Source organism: Streptomyces sp. NPDC058637, assembly GCF_042717325.1.
Taxonomy (GTDB): Bacteria; Actinomycetota; Actinomycetes; order Streptomycetales; family Streptomycetaceae; genus Streptomyces.
Genome location: NZ_JBHXRD010000037.1, coordinates 64,259 through 80,378, shown reverse-complemented (window position 1 = coordinate 80,378; position 16,120 = coordinate 64,259). Strand labels below are relative to the sequence as shown.

The 16,120-nt window shown below is 70.6% G+C and carries 12 protein-coding genes and 1 pseudogene; 9 read left to right on the top strand and 4 right to left on the bottom strand.

Going from position 1 to position 16,120, the window contains the following annotated elements; translation table 11 throughout:
* Positions 1-95 precede the first annotated feature (95 nt).
* Positions 96-650: an NADAR family protein gene (locus ACFWVP_RS29550; protein WP_384501030.1), complete on the bottom strand. Its 555-nt coding sequence runs from the start codon at positions 648-650 to the stop codon at positions 96-98.
* A gap of 204 nt (positions 651-854) precedes the next feature.
* On the opposite strand from ACFWVP_RS29550, the gene ACFWVP_RS29545 reads away from it, so the two are divergent.
* The 7 genes from ACFWVP_RS29545 to ACFWVP_RS29515 all read left to right on the top strand — a co-directional run bounded on the left by ACFWVP_RS29545 (position 855) and on the right by ACFWVP_RS29515 (position 8,720).
* A complete protein-coding gene (locus ACFWVP_RS29545) occupies positions 855-2,369 on the top strand; it encodes a gamma-aminobutyraldehyde dehydrogenase (RefSeq protein WP_384501032.1) in 1,515 nt (504 codons plus the stop codon).
* A gap of 45 nt (positions 2,370-2,414) precedes the next feature.
* A complete protein-coding gene (locus ACFWVP_RS29540) occupies positions 2,415-3,665 on the top strand; it encodes a spermidine/putrescine ABC transporter substrate-binding protein (RefSeq protein WP_384501029.1) in 1,251 nt (416 codons plus the stop codon).
* Between the two features lie 126 nt (positions 3,666-3,791).
* Positions 3,792-4,943: an ABC transporter ATP-binding protein gene (locus ACFWVP_RS29535; RefSeq protein ID WP_384501028.1), complete on the top strand. Its 1,152-nt coding sequence runs from the start codon at positions 3,792-3,794 to the stop codon at positions 4,941-4,943.
* On the top strand, positions 4,940-5,863 hold the full coding sequence (locus tag ACFWVP_RS29530; RefSeq protein ID WP_384501027.1) for an ABC transporter permease: 924 nt from the start codon (positions 4,940-4,942) through the stop codon (positions 5,861-5,863). Before ACFWVP_RS29535 ends, ACFWVP_RS29530 begins: the two co-directional genes overlap by 4 nt.
* Complete coding sequence (locus ACFWVP_RS29525; protein WP_384501026.1) at positions 5,863-6,666, top strand: ABC transporter permease; 804 nt, start codon at positions 5,863-5,865, stop codon at positions 6,664-6,666. The genes ACFWVP_RS29530 and ACFWVP_RS29525 overlap by 1 nt, the downstream gene beginning before the upstream one ends.
* 23 nt (positions 6,667-6,689) lie before the next feature.
* Entirely contained in the window at positions 6,690-8,105 is a 1,416-nt protein-coding gene (locus ACFWVP_RS29520) for an NAD(P)/FAD-dependent oxidoreductase (RefSeq protein ID WP_384501025.1), read from the top strand.
* Between the two features lie 147 nt (positions 8,106-8,252).
* Positions 8,253-8,720 (top strand): hypothetical protein, encoded by a 468-nt coding sequence (locus ACFWVP_RS29515; RefSeq protein ID WP_384501024.1) that lies wholly within the window; start codon positions 8,253-8,255, stop codon positions 8,718-8,720.
* 30 nt (positions 8,721-8,750) lie between these two features.
* Here the strand turns inward: ACFWVP_RS29515 and ACFWVP_RS29510 are convergent, their stop codons facing one another.
* Positions 8,751-9,077: a GYD domain-containing protein gene (locus ACFWVP_RS29510; RefSeq protein ID WP_384501023.1), complete on the bottom strand. Its 327-nt coding sequence runs from the start codon at positions 9,075-9,077 to the stop codon at positions 8,751-8,753.
* Between the two features lie 229 nt (positions 9,078-9,306).
* On the opposite strand from ACFWVP_RS29510, the gene ACFWVP_RS29505 reads away from it, so the two are divergent.
* Complete coding sequence (locus ACFWVP_RS29505) at positions 9,307-11,133, top strand: chitinase (RefSeq protein WP_384501022.1); 1,827 nt, start codon at positions 9,307-9,309, stop codon at positions 11,131-11,133.
* On the opposite strand, the pseudogene ACFWVP_RS29500 reads toward ACFWVP_RS29505, so the two are convergent.
* Positions 11,084-11,982 (bottom strand): annotated as a pseudogene (locus ACFWVP_RS29500) (phosphatase PAP2 family protein). The gene ACFWVP_RS29505 and the pseudogene ACFWVP_RS29500 sit on opposite strands and share 50 nt — an antisense overlap.
* Positions 11,983-12,167: 185 nt before the next feature.
* Positions 12,168-13,508 carry a 4-aminobutyrate--2-oxoglutarate transaminase gene (gene gabT, locus ACFWVP_RS29495; protein ID WP_384501021.1) on the bottom strand — a complete coding sequence of 447 codons (1,341 nt, stop codon included), beginning with the start codon at positions 13,506-13,508 and terminating at the stop codon, positions 12,168-12,170.
* Positions 13,509-13,753: 245 nt separating this feature from the next.
* On the opposite strand from gabT, the gene ACFWVP_RS29490 reads away from it, so the two are divergent.
* Positions 13,754-16,105 carry an ATP/GTP-binding protein gene (locus tag ACFWVP_RS29490; protein ID WP_384501020.1) on the top strand — a complete coding sequence of 784 codons (2,352 nt, stop codon included), beginning with the start codon at positions 13,754-13,756 and terminating at the stop codon, positions 16,103-16,105.
* Positions 16,106-16,120 lie beyond the last annotated feature (15 nt).

Sequence of the window (16,120 nt, the reverse complement as noted above, 5' to 3'; positions counted from 1 at the left end):
CCGGTGGGTGGCCGCCCCCCGGTGGGTCGGGGTGTACACCCGAGGCGTGGGGGGGGGCGGGGGACCGGGTGCCCGGCCCCCCGCCACGGGCCGTTTCACCGCGCGCGCAGCTGTGAACGCGCCTCCATGAGCGCGAAGCCCAGCAGATTCAGCCCACGCCAGGCCGCCGGATCCCCGGTCCGCGGATCGTCCTTCGCCAGCCCGATGCCCCAGATCCGGTCCATCGGGCTCGCCTCGACGAGCACCCGTTCCCCCGTGCCCAGCAGGTACGCCCGCAGCGCGGGATCCTGCCCGAACTTGTGCACGCTGCCCGCCACCACCAGGCCGAACCGCTCACGTATCCACACGCCGTCGTCGAAGTCCCGGACCAGCCGGCCCACCTTCTTCGCCACCGCGGGGCTGGACGCCGCCACGGCCTGCGCCTCGGCCTCCGTGTCACCGAAGAGGCGGGCCTTGCCGGCCATCATCCAGTGCTCGGCCGACGCGTAGGTCACCGAATCCACCGTGAACGGCGACGGCCACCACTGGCTGAGACAGCTCTCACCGAGCCGGCCGTCCGGACGGGGCCGATGCCCCCAGAACGGCAGGTACTTCACGCTCTCGCCGCGTGCCGCCCGGGCGAGAAGGCCGTCCGTGTAACTCTGCTCCATGACAGCCGAGTCTGGCATCCACCACTGACAATCCGTACGGGGATTTCCGCCACCGCACGACACATCGTCGACAGATTCCGTCGCGTAACCAAAAGGAAACAACGGAATCCCTTGTTGGTGGAGGTCCTCTCTGTCAGGATCGGCACTCAATTCAAGAAGAAGCTACGCCGCTCCCGTTCCGCGGGGACGGCCCAGGAGAGCGTCATGGGCAACGGCTTCCAGATGCGGGACCGCTTCGCCGGCGGTGCGCAGTACATCGGCGGACGGCTGCGGCCCGGCACGTCGGGGCGCCACCAGGAGGTGGTGAACCCCGCCACGGGCGAGACCGTGTACCGCTACGAACTGGCCGGAACCGACGAGGTGGACGCGGCCGTCGCCGCGGCCCGGGAGGCGTTCCCCGGCTGGTCCGGCGCCACCCCCGCCGAGCGGTCCGAACTGCTGCACCGTTTCGCCGCCGTACTCGCCGCGCGGGCCGAGGACTTCGCGTACGCCGAATCCCTGCAGTGCGGCAAGCCGGTCAAGCTCTCCACCGAGTTCGACGTGCCCGGCACCGTCGACAACACCGCGTTCTTCGCGGGCGCCGCCCGTCACCTGGAAGGGAAGTCGGCCGGCGAGTACAGCGGCGACCACACCTCCTACGTACGCCGTGAGCCCCTCGGGGTCGTCGGCTCCATCGCGCCCTGGAACTACCCGCTCCAGATGGCCGCCTGGAAGATCCTGCCGGCCGTCGCCGCGGGCAACACCGTCGTGCTCAAGCCCGCCGAGATCACCCCGCTGACCTCGCTGATGTTCGCGCAGGCCGCGACGGAGGCGGGCATCCCCGACGGCGTGATCAACATCGTCTCCGGGGCGGGCAGGGACGCCGGCGAACACCTCGTCGGCCACCCCGACGTCGTGATGACCTCCTTCACCGGCTCGACCGCGGTCGGCAGGCGCGTCGCCGAGATCGCCGCCGCCACCGTCAAGCGCCTCCACCTGGAGCTCGGCGGCAAGGCGCCGTTCCTCGTGTTCGACGACGCCGACCTCGACGCCGCGGTCAACGGGGCGGTCGCCGGAGCCCTCATCAACACCGGCCAGGACTGCACGGCCGCCACCCGCGCCTATGTGCAGCGGCCGCTGTACGACGCCTTCGTCGCGGGTGTCGCCGGACTCATGGAGACCGTGCGGCTCGGCGACCCCTTCGACCCGTCCACCGACCTCGGCCCACTGATCAGCCGTCAGCAACGTGACCGGGTCGCCGGGTTCGTCGAGCGCGCCCGCGCGTACGCCACCGTCGTCACCGGTGGTGAGGCCCCCGGCGGCGACCTCGCGGACGGGGCGTACTACCGGCCGACCCTGATCACGGGCGCCGCCCAGGACAGCGAGATCGTGACCTCGGAGATCTTCGGCCCGGTCCTGGTCGTCCTGCCCTTCGACACCGACGACGAGGGAATCCGCCTCGCCAACGACACCCCCTACGGGCTCGCCGCCTCCGCCTGGAGCCGCGACCTGTACCGGGCGAACCGCGCCACCCGTGAGCTGAGGGCGGGCTGCGTGTGGATCAACGACCACATCCCGATCATCAGCGAGATGCCGCACGGCGGATACAAGGCCAGCGGATTCGGCAAGGACATGTCGTCGTACTCGTTCGATGAGTACACGCAGGTCAAGCACGTCATGTACGACAACACCGCGGTGGCCGCGAAGGACTGGCACCGCACCGTCTTCGGGGACCGATAGCAGGCCGCCACCCGGCGGCCCCACCCACCCGAAAGGGCAACGCGTATGCAGGAGTACGAGGCCGAGAGCCTCTCCGCGCCACAGCTGGCCGCCATGAGGCGCAGCCTGGCGGGCGGCAGGGGTGCCCTCACCCGCCGTTCACTTCTCCGCGCCTCGGGCATGGGCGCCCTGGCGCTCGGTGGCCTCGGCACGCTGAGCGCGTGCGGCATCCCGCCGGCGAAGCGGGAAGGTGAGGCCGCGGCGGCGTCGGACGACCACTCGGCCCAGGAGAAACGGATCACCTTCTCCAACTGGACCGAGTACATGGACGTCGGTGAGGACGAGAAGAGCCGTCCGACCCTGGAGGTGTTCACGAAGCGCACCGGGATCACGGTCAAGTACACCGAGGACATCAACGACAACGTCGAGTTCTTCGGGAAGATCAAACCGCAGCTCGCCGCGGGACAGGACACCGGCCGCGACCTGATCATCGTCACCGACTGGCTCGCCGCGCGCATCATCCGGCTCGGCTGGGCGCAGAAGCTCGACCCGGCGAACCTGCCGCACGCCTTCGCCAACCTCTCGGCACAGTTCCGCAGCCCGGACTGGGACCCGGGACGCGCCTACTCCTACCCCTGGACCGGCATACCCACCGTCATCGCCTACAACGAGAAGGCGACCGGCGGGCGGAAGGTCGACTCCGTCACCCAGCTGCTCGACGACCCGAAGCTCAAGGGCAGGGTCTCCTTCCTCTCCGAGATGCGCGACTCGGTCGGCATGACCCTCCTCGACATGGGCAAGGACCCCGGCTCGTTCACCGACGCCGACTACGACGCGGCGATAGGCAGGATCCAGAAGGGCGTCGACAAGAAGCAGATACGCCGCTTCACCGGCAACGACTACACCGCGGACCTCAGCAAGGGCGACATCGCGGCCTGCGTCGCCTGGGCAGGCGACATCATCCAGCTCCAGGCCGACAACCCGGACATCAAGTTCACGATCCCGGCCGCCGGCTACATCACGTCGAGCGACAACATGCTGGTCCCCGCCAGGGCCCGGCACAAGACCAACGCCGAGAAGCTCATGGACTACTACTACGAGCCCCCGGTCGCCGCCCAGCTCGCCGCCTACATCAACTACGTCTGTCCGGTGGACGGGGTCGCCGCGGAACTCGCGAAGATCGACGAGTCGATGGCCTCGAACACGCTGATCCTCCCGGACAGGGAGATGGCCGCGAAGTCGCGCTCCTTCCGCTCGCTCAGCGCCGAGGAAGAGACGGCGTACGAGGAGAAGTTCGCCAAGCTCATCGGCGCCTGACCGGACCGGCCCGCCCCTCACGGCCCGTCCTTCCGTCGGCGCCCGACCGGCCCGTACGCTCCACGGCGCACGGCCGGCCCGTCCCCCTCTTCCCGAACTCCCCCGACACCACTGGGACTGCGACCCATGACACAGCGGCAGACAGCGGGCGGCGACGTCCGACTCACCGGGATCAGCAAGACCTACGGCTCCTTCACCGCCGTGCAGCCACTCGACCTGACCGTCCCGCAGGGCTCCTTCTTCGCCCTGCTCGGCGCGTCCGGCTGCGGCAAGACCACCACCCTGCGGATGATCGCCGGTCTGGAGGAGGCCACCACCGGCACGGTCTCGCTCGGCGGCACGGACATCACGGACCTGCCCCCGTACAAGCGGCCCGTCAACACCGTCTTCCAGAGCTACGCGCTCTTCCCGCACCTCGACGTGAGCGAGAACATCGCCTTCGGGCTGCGCCGACGCGGCGTCAAGTCCGTGAAGAAGCAGGTCGGCGAGATGCTGGAGCTCGTCCAGCTCGGCGACTTCGCCCACCGCAAACCGCACCAGCTCTCCGGCGGCCAGCAGCAGCGCGTCGCCGTGGCCCGCGCCCTCATCAACCACCCCCAGGTCCTCCTCCTGGACGAGCCCCTCGGCGCCCTGGACCTCAAGCTGCGCCGCCAGATGCAGCTCGAACTCAAACGGATCCAGACCGAGGTCGGCATCACCTTCATCCACGTCACCCACGACCAGGAGGAGGCCATGACCATGGCCGACACCGTCGCGGTGATGAACGGTGGCCGGGTCGAACAGCTCGGCGCCCCCGCCGACCTCTACGAGAACCCGCGGACCACCTTCGTGGCGAACTTCCTGGGTACCTCCAACCTCATCGAGGGCGATGTCGTCTCGGCGGCCACCGACATCGTCGTCGCCGCCGGCGGCGGGACGGTACGGCTGCCCGCCGGGCGATGTCCCGCCGAGGTGACGACCGGCGGCAGGCTGCTCCTCGGCGTCCGCCCCGAGAAGATCACCCTCGCCCACGCCGACCAGGCGGAGTCCATACCCGACGGCCGTAACCGGGTCACCGGAAGGATCATCGACTCCAGCTTCATCGGCGTCTCCACCCAGTACGTCGTGGAGAGCCCCGCGGGCAAGGCGCTGCAGGTGTACGAGCAGAACATCGAGAGGGACACCCGGCTCGTCCCGGGCGCCGAGGTCGTCCTGCACTGGAACCCGGCCCACACCTTCGGCCTGGACGCCGACCAGCCGATGGACGCCGGTGTGGAGAGCGTGGAGGACGCCGCGTGAGCGTCACCGACGCGCCACCGGCGCCGGCCACCGAACCGGTGGTCCGCAAGCGGTCCACCCGCAGGCGGCTCGTCCCGTACTGGCTGCTGCTCCCCGGCATCCTGTGGCTGCTCGTCTTCTTCGCGCTGCCGATGGTCTACCAGGCGTCGACCTCCGTACAGACCGGATCCCTGGAGAAGGGCTTCGAGGTCACCTGGCACTTCCGGACGTACTGGGACGCCTTCGCCGACTACTACCCGCAGTTCGTCCGATCCCTGCTCTACGCCGGCTCCGCCACCCTCCTGTGCCTGCTGCTCGGCTACCCGCTCGCGTACCTGATCGCTTTCAAGGCCGGCCGCTGGCGCAACCTGGTGCTCGTGCTGGTCATCGCGCCGTTCTTCACCAGCTTCCTGATCCGGACGCTCGCCTGGAAGACGATCCTCGCGGACGGCGGCGCGGTCGTCGACGTGCTGGACACCCTGCACGTCCTGGACGTCACCAGCTGGCTCGGCTGGACCGAGAACAACCGGGTCCTGGCCACCCCGATGGCCGTCGTCTGCGGTCTGACGTACAACTTCCTGCCGTTCATGATCCTGCCGCTGTACACCTCGCTGGAGCGGATCGACGGCCGGCTGCACGAGGCGGCGGGCGACCTGTACGCCACCCCCGCCACCACCTTCCGCAAAGTGACGTTCCCGCTGTCCATGCCCGGGGTGGTCTCCGGCACCCTGCTGACCTTCATCCCGGCCAGCGGCGACTACGTCAACGCGGAACTGCTCGGCTCCACCGACACCAAGATGGTCGGCAGCGTCATCCAGACGCAGTTCCTGCGCGTCCTGGACTACCCGACCGCGGCCGCCCTCTCGTTCATCCTCATGGCGGTCGTCCTGCTCGTGGTCACCGTCTACATCCGCCGCTCCGGGACGGAGGACCTGGTCTGATGGCCGTACTTCGCCTGCTTCGCCGGAACCTGGTCGTGATCGCGGGTCTGCTGACCCTCGCGTACATGATCCTGCCGAACGTCGTCGTGATGGTGTTCTCCTTCAACAAGCCGAACGGGCGCTTCAACTACGCCTGGCAGCGCTTCTCGCTGGACGCCTGGAAGGACCCCTGCGGCGTCGCCGACCTCTGCGGCTCGCTCTCGCTCTCGCTGCGGATCGCCTTCTGGGCGACGCTCGGCGCGACGGCGCTCGGCACGATGATCGCCTTCGCGCTGGTCCGCTACCGCTTCAGGGCGCGCGGCGCGATCAACTCGCTGATCTTCCTCCCGATGGCGATGCCCGAGGTCGTCATGGCCGCCTCGCTGCTCACGCTCTTCCTCAACATGGGTGCCGAGCTGGGCTTCTGGACCGTGCTGATCGCGCACATCATGTTCTGCCTCAGCTTCGTGGTGACGGCGGTCAAGGCGCGGGTGATGTCGATGGACCCGAGGCTGGAGGAGGCGGCCCGCGATCTCTACGCCGGACCCGTGCAGACCTTCCTCCGGGTGACCCTGCCCATCGCCGCCCCCGGAATCGCCGCCGGAGCCCTGCTCGCCTTCGCGCTCTCCTTCGACGACTTCATCATCACCAATTTCAACGCGGGTTCCACGGTCACGTTCCCCATGTTCGTCTGGGGATCGGCGCAGCGCGGAACACCCGTACAGATCAACGTCATCGGGACGGCCATGTTCGTCCTCGCCGTGGCGGTGGTGCTCCTCGGCCAGCTCATAGCGAACCGGCGGAAGAGCAGAGCAGGAAAATAGGCACCTCTAAGGAGTTGGAAACCATGGCCCCGGACGCCATGCGTACTGCCGCACATTCACTCTCCGACGCACGCCCCCTCTCCTACTGGCTCGACGACCCGGGAAGGCCCGGAGCGCTCCCCGCGCTCACCGGCGACGAACGGTGCGACCTCCTCGTCGTCGGCGGCGGTTACAGCGGACTGTGGACCGCGCTGCTCGCCAAGGAACGGGACCCCGGGCGCGATGTCGTGCTCGTCGAGGGACACGAGGTGGGCTGGGCCGCCTCGGGCCGCAACGGCGGATTCTGCGCCGCCTCGCTGACCCACGGCCTGGCCAACGGACTGGAACGCTGGCCGGCGGAGATCGGGGAACTGGAGGAGCTGGGCGGACGGAACCTCGACGCCATCGAGGCGGCCGTCGCCCGCTACTCCATCGACTGCGACTTCGAGCGCACGGGCGAGATCGATGTGGCCACCGAGCCGCACCAGCTCGACGAACTGCGGGAATGGCACCGCCGGACCCAGCAGCTCGGCTTCTCGGGGGTGGAGTTCCTGGACCGGGACCAGGTCCGCGCGCAGGTCGACTCACCGACCTTCCTGGGCGGGCTGTGGGACCGGCGCGGGGTCGCCATGCTTCACCCGGCGAAGCTCGTCTGGGGGCTGAAGCGGGCCTGCCTCGGTCTGGGTGTACGGATCTTCGAGCACACCAGGGCCCTCGACCTTGCCGCGCAAGGTGCCGGCATGGCGGTGCGCACGCCGTACGGCAGGGTCTTCGCCCGTAAGGTCGCACTCGGCACGAACGTCTTTCCGTCGCTGGTCAAGCGCATGCGCCCGTTCACCGTCCCGGTGTACGACTACGCGCTGACGACCGAACCGCTCACCGCCGACCAGCTCGCCTCGATCGGCTGGCAGAACCGGCAGGGACTGGGGGACAGCGCGAATCAGTTCCACTATTTCCGGCTCTCCGCCGACAACCGGATCCTGTGGGGCGGATACGACGCGATCTATCCCTACGGGGGCCGGCTGAATTCCGATCTCGACCAGCGCCCGGAGACTTTCCTCAAACTCGCGGGCCAGTTCTTCGAGTGTTTTCCGCAGCTCTCCGGGGTGCGTTTCAGTCACGCCTGGGGCGGTGCGATCGACACCTGTTCGCGGTTCTCCGCGTTCTTCGGAACGGCCCATCGCGGCCGGGTCGCCTATGCGGCCGGATACACCGGACTGGGCGTCGGGGCCACGCGTTTCGGGGCCGATGTGATGCTGGATCTGCTGTCCGGAGAGGAAACGGAGCGCACCGCCCTCGACATGGTCCGCTCCAAGCCGCTGCCGTTCCCGCCCGAGCCGTTCGCCTGGGCCGGGATCGAGCTCACCAAACGGTCGCTCGCCCGCGCGGACAGCCACGGCGGACACCGCAACCTGTGGCTGCGGGCCATGGACCGGATGGGACTCGGGTTCGACAGCTGAGGCTCCGGCAGCCGAGAGGACCGTGTGAGTGACCCAGCTCACCGCAGACGGGTGACCGAACCCGCGTCATGATCCGGGCGGACGGCTCTCTCCTACGTGAACGCACCGGCAGGAACCTGCCGGTGCCCACGTCGGAGGAGGTAGTCCATGACCGGCACGGGGGCACACGCCGCTGTCGAATGGCTCGCATCGGTGGCACCGGACCCGGCGGCCTGCCGGTGGGAGTGGGAGCGCGATCCGCAGGGGATCGCGCTCCTTCCCGCCGGAAAGCGCTGGGACGTACTGATCCTTCCCGGGGAACTGGGCTGTCCGACCCTCGATGTGCTCACCCGGCTCATCGACCGGCCGGGGCCGGTCCTCGACGATTTCGGCGAAGCCCGCATGGGGTTCTTCGTGGCGCCGGGAACGACGGCGCGCTGGCTCGGAACCGGCATCCGCGGGGCGGGACAGGGCACCTGGGTCGTCGTTCCCCACCCGGGCCGCACGGTCGGCGGGGTCCGGTGGCTCATCCAGCCGGACGGGTCCGGAACCCTCACCGACGCGACCGTCCTGGAACTCGCGATGCACGAGGCCGTGGCCGCCCGAAGCGGCTACGGGGGAGGCGACCGCGACTGAGCGGGTGCTTCCCCCTCGGAGCCCGCATCGCTACGCGCCGGGGGCCCGGTATCCGATCTGCCCGGCCTTCTGCAGGGCATCGAGCGTTTCCTCGACGCTCAGCAGGACCGTCGTCTCGAACGAGTCGAGCGCGCCACCTCCGCCGATCGCCAGCGCGACCGCGGCCATGGACACGTTGTCCGGAGCTTCCCAGAGGTTGTAGCCGTCATGCGTGCCGAAGGCGTACCAGAAGCCGTGGAGCTTCCCGCCGACGGACTCGATGTACGACCGGGCGGCCTTCGAGCGGTCCTCGGGGTGGCCGATCAGGCGTGCCCACGTTTCCGGCGTGTAGCTGAACCTCGACAGGTAGAGCGGCATCGTGTCCCTCTTTCGTCTCGTCAGGGGATACCCGCTCCGCCCGGGAGAAGGGCGGGAGCGGCCGGTGGATCCCCCGAACGGCGGCATCCACCCGGGCGGACGGGCAGGCCGCAGCGCTCGGCGCGGGCGACGAAGAGGGGTGAGGAACCGCCAGAGGTCTTGACAACCTGATTGGTCTGGACCATGTTGTGCGCGGCCCCACTCAATTCCCCCCTGCACGGAGGCTGTTGTGGAACGCACCGGACCACCCGTCCGATTCTCCGGACTTCTGGCAGCCTTCTCGGCCGCCCTGCTCGCCGCCGGCGGACTGGTCGCCTCGGCGCCGGCCGCCGGTGCGGCCGACGCCGACCTCGCACGCAACGGCGGCTTCGAGGCCGGACTCGCCGGCTGGAGCTGCACGGGCGGCAGCGGAGCCGCCGTCACCACGCCCGTGCACAGCGGTACGTCGGCGCTGAAGGCGACCCCGGCCGGCAGCGACAACGCCAGGTGCTCCCAGACCGTGACGGTGAAGCCCGACTCCGCGTACACACTGAGCGCGTGGGTGCAGGGCAGTTACGTCTACCTCGGCGCGTCCGGAACCGGCACCACGGACGTCTCGACCTGGACGCAGTCCGCCGGTGCGTACAAGCGGCTCACCACCACGTTCCGCACCGGAGCGGCCACCACCTCCGTGACCGTCTACACCCACGGCTGGTACGGCACTCCGGCCTACTACGCCGACGACCTCACCCTGACCGGCCCCGGCGGCGACCCCGTCGTCGTGCCCGCCGCACCCACCGGACTGCGCGCCGGGACGGCCACCTCGTCCTCGGTCCCGCTGTCCTGGACGGCCTCCTCCGGGGCGACCGGCTACCACGTCTACCGCAACGGTACGAAGGTCCTCGACACCACCGGCACCTCGGCGACCGTGACGGGACTGGCCGCGTCCACCGCTTACGGCTTCCAGGTCACCGCGGTCAACGCCGCGGGCGAGTCCGCGAAGTCCGCCGCCGTGAGCGCCACCACGACCGCCGGCGGTGGGGGAGGCGGGAACGGGGACCTCCCCGCCCACGCCCTCGTCGGCTACCTGCACTCCAGTTTCGCCAACGGCTCCGGCTACACCCGGATGGCGGACGTGCCCGACTCGTGGGACGTCATCAACCTCGCCTTCGGCGAACCGACGTCCGTCACCTCCGGCGACATCCGCTTCTCGCTCTGCCCCGCCGCCGAGTGCCCGGGCGTGGAGACCGAGGCGGAGTTCAAGGCCGCGGTCAAGGCCAAGCAGGCCGCCGGCAAGAAGGTGCTGATCTCCATCGGCGGCCAGAACGGACAGGTGCAGCTCGCCTCCACCGCCGCTCGCGACACTTTCGTCTCCTCCGTGAGCAAGATCATCGACACCTACGGGCTCGACGGCCTGGACATCGACTTCGAGGGCCACTCGCTCTCGCTGAACACCGGGGACACCGACTTCCGCAGCCCGACGACCCCCGTCATCGTCAACCTGATCTCCGCGGTGAAGACCCTCAAGGCCAAGTACGGCGACGACTTCGTCCTCACCATGGCCCCCGAGACCTTCTTCGTACAGCTCGGCTACCAGTACTACGGCTCGGGCCCCTGGGGCGGCCAGGACCCGCGCGCCGGCGCCTACCTGCCGGTCATCCACGCCCTGCGCGACGACCTCACCCTGCTGCACGTCCAGGACTACAACTCGGGCCCCATCATGGGCCTGGACAACCAGTACCACTCCATGGGCGGCGCCGACTTCCACACCGCCATGACCGACATGCTGCTCACCGGCTTCCCCGTCGCCGGGGACCAGACCAAGGTCTTCCCGGCGCTGCGCCCCGAGCAGGTCGCCTTCGGCCTCCCGGCCTCCACCCAGGCGGGCAACGGCCACACCTCGCCCGCCGAGGTCACCAAGGCGCTGAACTGCCTCACGAAGAAGACCGACTGTGGCTCGTACCGGACCCACGGCACCTGGTCGGGGCTCCGCGGGCTGATGACCTGGTCCATCAACTGGGACCGCTTCAACAACTGGGAGTTCTCGAAGAACTTCGACGCCTACTTCGGGAGCTGACCGCCCGCGGCGCCGCTACTTCGGGACCTGACCGCCCGCGGCGCCGCTCGGACGGTGAGCCCCGGCCCTCCGCGGCACCGCCGCCCGCAGCACGAGCAGCAGTACCGACGCCAGGCACCAGCTGGCGAGCACGTCCAGCGGCCAGTGGTAGCCGCGCAGCACCAGACCGATGCTCGTCGTCGCCGTGAGCAGGACGGCGGCGACGAGCATCATCCACGACCGCCGCACGTACGGCGTGAGCAGCAGGGCCGCCGCCCCGTACGCCACCGCCGCCGTGGCCGTGTGGCCCGACGGGTAGTAGCCGGTGGCCTCCGTGAGCGGGCCCTGCCGGTCCGTCCACAGCTTGAGGGGCACGACCAGCGCGGGTACGGCCGCCATGGCCGCGACGGCGTACACCGCCGCGCGGCGGGCACCGCGGAACCACGTGACGAGGACCGCGCACGCCAGCACCGGAACGGCGACCTCCATGTTGCCGAGATCGGCGAAGAGGTCGGTGAGCCGGGCCGGACCGCGCCCGGCCAGCTCCAGCCCGAGCCGCTCGTCGGGGCCGAGCAGGGGGCCCTCGGCCACGACCTGCCAGGTGACCACCGAGAAGACCGCCAGCAGCACCGAAACCTGGAGAACGAGAAGAACCGGCCACCGGGGAACAGGGGGGATTGTTCCGGGGTGGCCGGTCGGATCGGTCCGCCGCGCGCCCCGGGGGGTGTGGGGCGAGCGGCCATCCGATCGGTGAGGAGTTCCGGAGCCCGAAGCTCCAGCGGTGTGCGCGAGGGCACGGCCGGGTCGGTGCGGGGGGAGCCCCGGCCCGGCATCGCCCGCAGTCTCCTGCGAGCGGGGTGTTTCACTCATCTGTGGAAACCGTACGTCAGGGAAAGGGTGGTCCGACAGCGCCCACGGTAACCCGCCATTGCCCCCGCACACCTTCTTCACAGGCCCTCACCGGGGTGACGGTCATTCCGATGGAAAACGGACCATCGCCGACCTCGCACCACCCCGGCTCACGACCGGCGCCCACCCGGCCCGCCCGGCCCGGATCAGATCCGGGCGAAGGCGCCCTCGATGATGTCCAGACCCTCGTTCAGCAGGTCCTCGCCGATGACCAGCGGCGGCAGGAAGCGCAGGACGTTGCCGTACGTGCCGCAGGTCAGCACCAGCAGGCCCTCCGCGTGGCAGGCCTTGGCCAGCGCCCCCGCGGCGGCCGCGTCGGGGTCCTTCGTGCCGGACTTCACCAGCTCGATCGCGATCATCGCGCCACGGCCGCGGATGTCCCCGATGATGTCGCCGTTCGGGAGCTTCGCCCGCAGCTCGGCCAGGCGGCCCTTCATGACCTCCTCGATGCGCCTGGCCTTCCCGTTCAGGTCCAGCTCGCGCATCGTCTCGATGGCACCGAGCGCGCCCGCGCACGCCACCGGGTTGCCGCCGTACGTGCCCCCGAGGCCGCCGGAGTGCGCGGCGTCCATGATCTCGGCGCGGCCGGTCACCGCGGAGAGCGGCAGCCCGCCCGCGATGCCCTTCGCCGTGGTGATCAGGTCCGGGACGATGCCCTCGTCCTCGCAGGCGAACCACTGGCCGGTGCGGCAGAAGCCGGACTGGATCTCGTCCGCGACGAAGACGATGCCGTTGTCCTTCGCGAACCGCGCGATCGCCGGCAGGAAGCCCTTGGCCGGCTCGATGAACCCGCCCTCGCCGAGGACCGGCTCGATGATGATCGCCGCGACGTTGTCGGCGCCGATCTGCTTGGTGATCTCGTCGATGGCCTGCGCGGAAGCCTCGGCGCCGGCGTTCTCCGCGCCGGTCGGCCAGCGGTAGCCGTACGCCACCGGGACGCGGTAGACCTCCGGCGCGAACGGACCGAAGCCCTGCTTGTACGGCATGTTCTTCGCCGTCATGCCCATGGTGAGGTTCGTCCGGCCGTGGTAGCCGTGGTCGAACACGACGACCGCGGTCCGCCTGGTCCAGGCGCGGGCGATCTTCACGGCGTTCTCGACGGCCTCGGCACCCGAGTTGAACAGCGCCGACTTCTTCGGGTGGTCGCCCGGCGTCAGCTCCGCGAGCTGCTCACAGACCTCGACGTAGCCCTCGTACGGCGTGACCATGAAACAGGTGTGGGTGAAGTCGGCGAGCTGCGCCGAGGCGCGGCGCACGACCGCCTCGGCCGAGGCACCCACCGACGTCACGGCGATACCGGAACCGAAGTCGATCAGCCGGTTGCCGTCCACGTCCTCGATGATCCCGCCGCCCGCCCGGGCGGCGAACACCGGCAGCGTGGAACCCACGCCCGCGGCGACCGCCGCGACACGGCGGGCCTGCAGCTCCACCGACTTCGGGCCGGGAATGGCGGTGACGACGCGGCGCTCCTGCGGAATGTCGGACATGCGGGGCTCCTGGGGGTGTTTCGGACGCTTCTCCTTCTGCAGGCTAGGGGCGGGTACGGGCCGCGGGCATGCTCCGATCGGGAGTGGTGGGGACGTGTCCTTGTCCGCCACGGACAGATGACCGGACGGCTACACCTCAGGGCCGCCACCGAGGCCATCCGGCCGCATTGCTGAACTCCCCCCGGCCTGGCACTAGATTGGCCGGTGCAGAAGGCGGGACCTGGCTGGTCAGGGGGCAGCGGTTCATGGACACCGAAGGCATGTACGAGGCACGCGGCACGGGCGCGGCGGTGCCCCGCCCGGCGGGACCACCGCCGTCCGCACCGCCACGTCCGGCGGCACCGCCCCCCGGGCACGCCCCGAGCCTGGCGGAGTGGCTGCGCACCCCGCGCCCCGTACGGGAACCCGGCGTCTGGCGGTACGGACACACCCCGCGCCCGCCGGAGAAACCCGACGGGGTGTCCGACCGCTCGCTGCTGGTGGGTGTACTGATCTCCGCGCTCTGCGGGCTGCTCCTGTGGTCCCTGTGGCGTAACGGCTACATTCCCTACCGCCTCGTGCCGCTGAAGCTCTTCACCCCGGGTGACTGGTGGTACCCGGGTACGTTCGGCGGCCCCAGGACGATCGAGGGCTCCGACGCCCTCACGGTCTACGAGGCCGTCCTCTTCGGACTCCTCGTCTACGGGTGCGGACGCCTGGGCAACTGGTCCGAGATCTTCCGGCGCCATGTCGTCGTGCGCGGGCAGCCGTTCCTCGCCCTGGCGACGGCCGCCGCCGGCGCGCTCGCCCAGCTCCTCGTCTGGAAGGACGCCGTGCCGGTCGTCAGGCCGGTGCTGATCGTCGTCGCCTCGGTCGCGGGCGGCGAGGTCTTCCAGAGCCAGACCGTGGTCAACGTGATCTACACACTGATCGCCCTCGGAGCGCTCTGGCCGTTCGCCCGCCTCGGCCGCTGGCGCGAGCTGATCGGCGACCTCCTCAGGGCCCGCTCCGCCGCCCCGCCGGCCCCGTCCGCAGCCCCGGAGGCCGCCACCCCCGAACAATGGCCGGAACTGCGCGCGGCAGGGCTGACCGACGCCGCCGAAGCCCTCACCGCCGAGGTGCGCACCGGCCGGATGAACGACGTCGACGTCGCGCGCCTGCGCCACGCCTGGACCGTGGGCCGCGCCTACCCGGACCGGCTGGCGGCACTCACCGATGCGGTGCTCCGCACCGGCGGCGCCGCCGCCGCGCTGCACCCGTCCGGTGCCCGCGACCTGCCACGGCGCACCGCCCTCCACGACCTGCTCACCGGCCAGGTCCGCATCGGCGGCTGCGCCGAGGACCCGCACAACCCGTACGCCCGCCGCGGCTCGGGCGTCGCACTGGAACCCGCCCTGCTCGGCACCTCACTGCTGGCGGTCGGACCGCCGGGGGCCGGCAAGTCCGACCGGCTGGTGAGGCCGGTCGTCGAGTCCCTCGCCCTCCAGGCCCTCGCCGGCCGGGCGGCCGTGCTCGCCGTCGGCGGTCCGGGGGGACAGCTCGGCCCCGACGACGCGTACGACGTCGTGGTGCGGATCGGCGACCCGGCCTCCGTGCACGACTTCGACCTGTACGGCGGCACGACCGACCCCGACGAGGCCGCGGGCGTCCTCGCGGAGGGGCTCGTCGGCGATGTGACCAACCTGGACAGCAGGCGCGCCGCCACCGTGCTCGCCCAGCTGCTCGGCCCCTACCGCGCGGTCCACGGCCACTTTCCCGGGGTGCCCGCGCTCCGGGAACTCCTCGACGGCGACCAGGACGCGATCGATGAGCTCCGGGAGGCGCTCGGAGCGGGCGGCCACCAGGCGATGCTCCGCGAACTGGAGGCACGCACCCGGCAGAAGGGCGGGTCCGGCGACCCCGGATCCGTGCTCGCCGACCGGATCGCGCTGCTCGACCGCCCCGCGTTCGCGTCGTTCTTCGCCACCGGGCCCCAGGCCCGCCCCTTCTCGCTGCGGTCACTCGAACACCTGCCCCTGCGGGTCAGGATCGACCTCCCCGAACGCGCGCACGCCGAGGCGTCACGACTGCTGGCCCGGCTCGTCCTCGCCCAGTTCACCGCGATCGCCGCCGCCCGCACCGACCGGTCGCTCTTCGTCTGCCTGGTCCTGGACGACGCCACGCACACCGTCACCGCCGAGACGGTCCGGGGTGTCCGGCGGCTGCGCTCCGTCAACGCGGGTGCCGTCCTCACCCTGCGCACCGTCGACGACGTACCCGAGAGCCTGCACACCGCACTGCTCGGTGCGGTCGGCTGCTGCATGGCCTTCTCCGGGGTCACCACCTGGGACGGGAAGCGCTTCGCGGAGGTCTGGGGCAAGGAATGGGTGGAGACCCGGGAGGTCGCCCAGCACGCGGTCTTCGCGGACCAGCCGTTCACCCGCGCCCTGCACGGCCTGCGCAAACTCGTCACCGGTAAGGCCGTGACCAGGGACGCCGTGACCGTGCGGCGCGTCGAACGGGAGCGCTGGTCGGCATCTGCGTTGGCCTACGAGCTCCCCCGTGGACACGCCGTGCTCTCGCTGACGACGGTGGACGGCGAGCACGCACCGCCACTCCTCGTCGAGCTGGGCGGCTGACCCCCGGGCCGGTGA

What these genes read in the sequence shown, in the direction of transcription:
- ACFWVP_RS29550 (WP_384501030.1), bottom strand. Translation starts at nt 650, where the DNA reads ATGGAGCAGAGTTACACGGACGGCCTTCTCGCCCGGGCGGCACGCGGC.
- ACFWVP_RS29545 (WP_384501032.1), top strand. Translation starts at nt 855, where the DNA reads ATGGGCAACGGCTTCCAGATGCGGGACCGCTTCGCCGGCGGTGCGCAG.
- ACFWVP_RS29540 (WP_384501029.1), top strand. Translation starts at nt 2,415, where the DNA reads ATGCAGGAGTACGAGGCCGAGAGCCTCTCCGCGCCACAGCTGGCCGCC.
- ACFWVP_RS29535 (WP_384501028.1), top strand. Translation starts at nt 3,792, where the DNA reads ATGACACAGCGGCAGACAGCGGGCGGCGACGTCCGACTCACCGGGATC.
- ACFWVP_RS29525 (WP_384501026.1), top strand. Translation starts at nt 5,863, where the DNA reads ATGGCCGTACTTCGCCTGCTTCGCCGGAACCTGGTCGTGATCGCGGGT.
- ACFWVP_RS29520 (WP_384501025.1), top strand. Translation starts at nt 6,690, where the DNA reads ATGGCCCCGGACGCCATGCGTACTGCCGCACATTCACTCTCCGACGCA.
- ACFWVP_RS29515 (WP_384501024.1), top strand. Translation starts at nt 8,253, where the DNA reads ATGACCGGCACGGGGGCACACGCCGCTGTCGAATGGCTCGCATCGGTG.
- ACFWVP_RS29510 (WP_384501023.1), bottom strand. Translation starts at nt 9,077, where the DNA reads ATGCCGCTCTACCTGTCGAGGTTCAGCTACACGCCGGAAACGTGGGCA.
- gabT (WP_384501021.1), bottom strand. Translation starts at nt 13,508, where the DNA reads ATGTCCGACATTCCGCAGGAGCGCCGCGTCGTCACCGCCATTCCCGGC.
- ACFWVP_RS29490 (WP_384501020.1), top strand. Translation starts at nt 13,754, where the DNA reads ATGGACACCGAAGGCATGTACGAGGCACGCGGCACGGGCGCGGCGGTG.